The sequence below is a fragment of the Vibrio makurazakiensis genome (assembly GCF_050337375.1).
Classification (GTDB): Bacteria; Pseudomonadota; Gammaproteobacteria; order Enterobacterales; family Vibrionaceae; genus Vibrio; species Vibrio makurazakiensis.
Genome location: NZ_JAKJSW010000266.1, coordinates 1 through 5,075, shown reverse-complemented (window position 1 = coordinate 5,075; position 5,075 = coordinate 1). Strand labels below are relative to the sequence as shown.

General features: G+C 42.2%; 5 protein-coding genes. All 5 read right to left on the bottom strand.

Going from position 1 to position 5,075, the window contains the following annotated elements:
- The coding region (dnaE, locus tag L4C33_RS19595) for a DNA polymerase III subunit alpha (protein ID WP_428814080.1) at positions 1-1,852 on the bottom strand (1,852 nt) is incomplete at its 3' end.
- 90 nt (positions 1,853-1,942) lie between these two features.
- Positions 1,943-2,563 (bottom strand): ribonuclease HII, encoded by a 621-nt coding sequence (rnhB, locus tag L4C33_RS19590; protein WP_428814079.1) that lies wholly within the window; start codon positions 2,561-2,563, stop codon positions 1,943-1,945.
- 8 nt (positions 2,564-2,571) lie between these two features.
- A complete protein-coding gene (lpxB, locus tag L4C33_RS19585) occupies positions 2,572-3,747 on the bottom strand; it encodes a lipid-A-disaccharide synthase (RefSeq protein WP_428814078.1) in 1,176 nt (391 codons plus the stop codon).
- A gap of 82 nt (positions 3,748-3,829) precedes the next feature.
- Positions 3,830-4,618, bottom strand: a complete 789-nt coding sequence (gene lpxA / locus L4C33_RS19580) for an acyl-ACP--UDP-N-acetylglucosamine O-acyltransferase (protein WP_428814077.1) — start codon at positions 4,616-4,618, stop codon at positions 3,830-3,832.
- Position 4,619: 1 nt separating this feature from the next.
- A complete protein-coding gene (fabZ, locus tag L4C33_RS19575) occupies positions 4,620-5,072 on the bottom strand; it encodes a 3-hydroxyacyl-ACP dehydratase FabZ (protein ID WP_428814081.1) in 453 nt (150 codons plus the stop codon).
- Positions 5,073-5,075 lie beyond the last annotated feature (3 nt).

Sequence of the window (5,075 nt, the reverse complement as noted above, 5' to 3'; positions counted from 1 at the left end):
CTTTCATACCACGCGATTCCAATTGGAATACCGCAGTGGTTTCAGAATTTTGCAATAAATTAAACGACGCTTGATCGTCAAGAGGAATCGATTCAATGCGAACTGGATCTTTACCTTCTTTTGCCAAACGAGGGTTCACTAAGCCTAATGCCCAGTCGATAATGGTTAGTGTACGTAGACCTAAGAAATCAAACTTAACCAAGCCGGCGGTTTCTACATCGTTCTTATCAAACTGAGTTACCGGGAAGTTACCTTCCGCGTCTGCATAGATTGGTGCAAAGTCGGTAATCGTGGTGGGTGAAATAACAACACCACCCGCATGCTTACCAGCATTTCGCGTACAACCTTCTAAAATTCGACACTTATCAATCAGTTCTCGAACTTCTTCATCACCATCATACAATTCTGGTAATGCAGGCTCAGCTAAGAAAGCTTTCTCGAGCGTCATGCCCGGATCAGGCGGAACGAGCTTTGAAATTCGGTCAACGAAACCAAATGGATGGCCAAGTACACGACCAACATCTCGAATTACCGCTTTTGCAGCCATAGTACCGAAGGTGATGATCTGAGATACCGCATCACGACCATACATTTCAGCTACGTGATCAATTACTTGGTCGCGTTTATCCATACAAAAGTCGATATCGAAATCGGGCATGGATACACGTTCAGGGTTCAAGAAACGTTCGAAAAGTAGATCGTATTCTAGAGGATCTAGATCGGTGATATCCAGTGCGTAAGCGACTAATGAACCGGCACCCGAACCACGACCAGGCCCTACTGGTACATCGTTATCTTTAGACCACTGGATGAACTCCATTACGATCAAGAAGTAACCGGGGAACCCCATGTTATTAACAACTTCTAATTCGATTTTTAGTCGTTCATCGTATTCAGGTCTACGCTCCGCTCGTACTTTCTCGTCAGGAAATAGAAACGCTAATCGACGCTCAAGACCTTCTTCTGATTTCTTAATCAAGAAGTCTTCAATCGCTAAGCCTTCAGTTGGGAAGTTAGGCAGGAAGTATTCACCTAAACGAACCGTCACATTACAACGCTTAGCAATCTCCACACTGTTTTCTAACGCTTCAGGAATGTCCGAGAATAGCTCACACATTTCTTCTTCCGTACGAAGGTATTGCTGCGCACTGTAGTTTTTAGGACGACGAGGATCGACCATCGTGAATCCATCATGAATCGCTACACGAATTTCATGGGCATCGAATAGGTCTTCACTTAGGAATACGACTTCGTTAGTTGCTACAACAGGTAAATCAGCCTGCTCTGCAAGGTCCAAAGCGAAATGTAGGTAAGACTCTTCGTCTGGACGACCCGTTCGGATGAGTTCCAGATAAAAACGGTCAGAAAAATGGGTTTGATAGAACTCGACACAGCTACTAACAAGCTCTTGGTTTCCCTTAAGCAAAGCCTTACCAATTTCGCCTTCTTTAGCGCCCGATAAAATAATCAAGCCTCCAGCGTTTTCAATCAACCACTCTTTATCAATCACTGGCTGATGCTGAACATGACCTCGGAGGTATGCTTTAGAAATAAGTAAAGTAAGGTTGTTATAGCCTTTATTGTCCGTCGCAATAACCGTGAGTTTGGTCAGCTCATCACCAAACTCTGCTGATTGCWTTAAAAAGTCAGCCCCAATAATCGGTTTTACGCCACAATTATGAGCAGTACCGTAAAATTTCACTAGTCCACATAAGTTAGTAAAATCGGTCAGCGCGACAGCTGGCATGCCCATTTCAGCTACTTTCTTAACTAACGGCGGAACTTTGGAAAGCCCATCGACCATAGAGAAGTCACTGTGTACGCGTAAATGGRTAAATTTTGGTTCTGACATTCATTGTTCCTGAATTCTAGGAGATAAACCTAGGTTACTGCTTGTTGGCTATTTTAACGTTGAATAACGTTGAGTGCATCTAACTAGGTGCTATTCGATGCCTAAAACGCGTTTAACTGGTTTAAAACTTTTACGGTATTGCTCTATAACACCATGTTTTTCTATCGCTTCGAAGTGAGCTTTAGTTGGGTAACCTTTATGCTTGGCAAAGCCATATTCAGGATGAAGCTTATCTAATTCTTCCATTTCCTGATCTCGCACTACTTTAGCGATAATTGAAGCCGCACTAATTTCGGCGACTCTTAAATCACCTTTGACAACAGCGACACCATCCATAGGTAGCTTTGGTACTCGGTTTCCGTCAATCAATGCTAAATCTGGCTGAATAGAGAGCCCAGCTAGCGCACGCTGCATAGCGACCATAGTCGCCTGCAGGATATTCAATTCATCGATTTCTTGTGGACTACAGCGCCCAATAGACCAAGCTAAAGCTTTTTCTTTAATCTCAGGTAATAAGGCTAAACGCTTCTTCTCTGACAACTTCTTTGAATCATTTAAACCTTCAATCGGGTTATTAGGGTCTAGAATCACAGCAGCCGTAACGACGTCACCCACTAGTGGCCCACGGCCTACTTCATCAACACCGGCGACTAACTGGTAACCTTCAGGGTACTCAAACGGAGGAAGCTCTTTTTTTTCTTTAACTGCCATGGTGTTCTCTAATCGATGATTGGTTTATTGATTAACTTAAGTACTGAATTCGCAGCCTGCATATCAGCATCTTTTTTTATCCATTGGTGCATTTCAGTAAACGTTTGGATCAATTCACTGTTATCACTTGAAAGCACTTTGTCCATCGCGGGAAACAAAAAGTCAGGGTGGCATTCTTCTTGGATAAATTCTTTAACTAGTTCCTTGCCCGCTAAAACATTAGGTAAAGATACGAATTCGGTAATCGACAGCTTTTGAGCGATCCAACCCGTCAGCTTATTCACTTGATAGCCAACTACCATAGGGCGCTTCACTAACATACACTCAAGAGCAACGGTTCCTGAAGCAAGCAACACCGCATCCGAAGCGGTGATTACATTTCTCGCCGTATCTTCAACGATAACAAAGTCCAACTCAGGGGCCGTAGTTTTCCAGATATCCAAAAACTGTTGTTTACGCTTTTCGTTGACCGCAGCGACAACAAAACCAATATCAGGGTACTTTTGTTTGATGCGCTGACACGTTTCAATAAATGGTTTAGCAATCAATGCAACTTCACCACCGCGACTACCTGGCAGTACTGCCATCCACTGCTTATCAGCATCAAGATTTAATAATTCGCGAGCTTGTTGTTTATCTGAGTTCAAAGGAATTGCGTCGGCTAGAGTGTGACCAATAAACTCGCAAGCAACATTATATTTATCATAAAAGGCTTTTTCGAACGGAAGAAAAGCTAAAACTAAATCTGTAGCCTTATCTATCTTGAAAATACGTTTTGGACGCCATGCCCATACTGAAGGGCTAACATAATGAACGGTTTTAATATCTGCGTTTTTAAGATCAAGCTCCAATCTTAAATTAAAATCAGGTGCATCAATACCAACAAAAACGTCTGGCGGATTCAGTTTAAAATACTTAACCAATTCCGCTTTAACTTTCAGCAATCGCCTTAAGCGACCAAGAACTTCAACAAGTCCCATTACAGCTAACTCTTCCATTTCAAAAAGAGATTTACAGCCTAACGCTTTCATTTTTGGTCCGCCAATACCAACAAATTCAGCATCAGGGTATTTCGCTTGTATCGCTTTGATAAAACCTTCACCGAGAGTATCACCAGACAACTCACCAACGACAATACCCACTTTCAGCGGTTTATGAGTTTTTTCTGCACTTACTTTTGACATTTGGCTTCCTAATTTCCTTTGAGCTTAAAACAAAAAAGATCGCTAAAAGGTAGCGATCTTTTTACTCTAAACTTCAAAATCGTTATCGAATGATACCGCGTTCAGAGTTTTCAATCATATCTAGCATCGGCTGAACTGAGTCAAACTCTTTCGCCATTTCCACTAAAGAAACTTTAGCTTCTTCCAAAGTTTTACCTGAGCGGTAAAGTTCTTTGTATGCTTTTTGCAGAGCTCGAATTTCTGGTTTTTCAAAACCGTTTCGCTTAAGACCAACTAAGTTTAGGCCAAAAGGCGCAGCATGGTTACCTTGAGCTAGCACGTATGGTAATACGTCTTGAACAACAGCAGAACAACCACCGATGTATGCGTATGCACCGATAGAGCAAAATGGATGAATAGCAGAAAGAGCCATTACACCTGCATAATCGCCAACCGTTACATGGCCACCAAGGATGGCATTGTTACCAACGTGAGTGTGGTTACCAACAATCACATCATGTGCAATATGGGCATTAACACAAAGCAAGTTGTCGTTGCCGATCACTGTCGTTGCTTTATCTTGAGTCGTACCACGGTGAATCTGTACAGCCTCACGGATAACGTTACGATCACCAATAACGACAGTAGTCTCTTCACCACCATACTTTTTGTCTTGGTTTTCTTCACCAATCACGGCATGAGGAAAAATACGATTTTCCTTACCAATGGTTGTATGGCCTTTGATCACTACGTGTGACATCACTTCAGTGTCATCGCCAATAACAACAGTACCAGCAATGTAAGTAAATGGACCAACCGTCACATTCGCACCGATAGTCACGTCACCTTCGATTACTGATGAAGGGTGAATTTTCGCAGTTTCATGAATCATATTAAAACTCTCTACGAGCACACTTAAGTTCAGCTGAACACACTACATCGCCGTCTACTTTTGCTACACCGTTGAAAGATGCAATACCACGACGTTCTTTTAGGAATTCAACTTCAATAACCAGTTGATCACCTGGTACTACCGGCTTACGGAACTTCGCTTTATCAACACTTGCAAAGTAGTACAGCTCGTTTTCTGACGGCGCACCAAATGATTTAAATGCCAAAAGACCTGTTGCTTGAGCCATAGCTTCAAGGATCAAAACACCAGGGAATACTGGCAATTGAGGAAAGTGACCTGTGAATTGTGGCTCATTAACAGAGACATTCTTAATTGCTGTCAGTGTTTTTTCTTCTTCGAAGTTAATAACACGATCAATCATTAAGAATGGGTAGCGATGAGGTAGTAGTTCCTGAATTTCAGTAATATTCATCGTTTTCTGTTCAGTAGTCAAAGT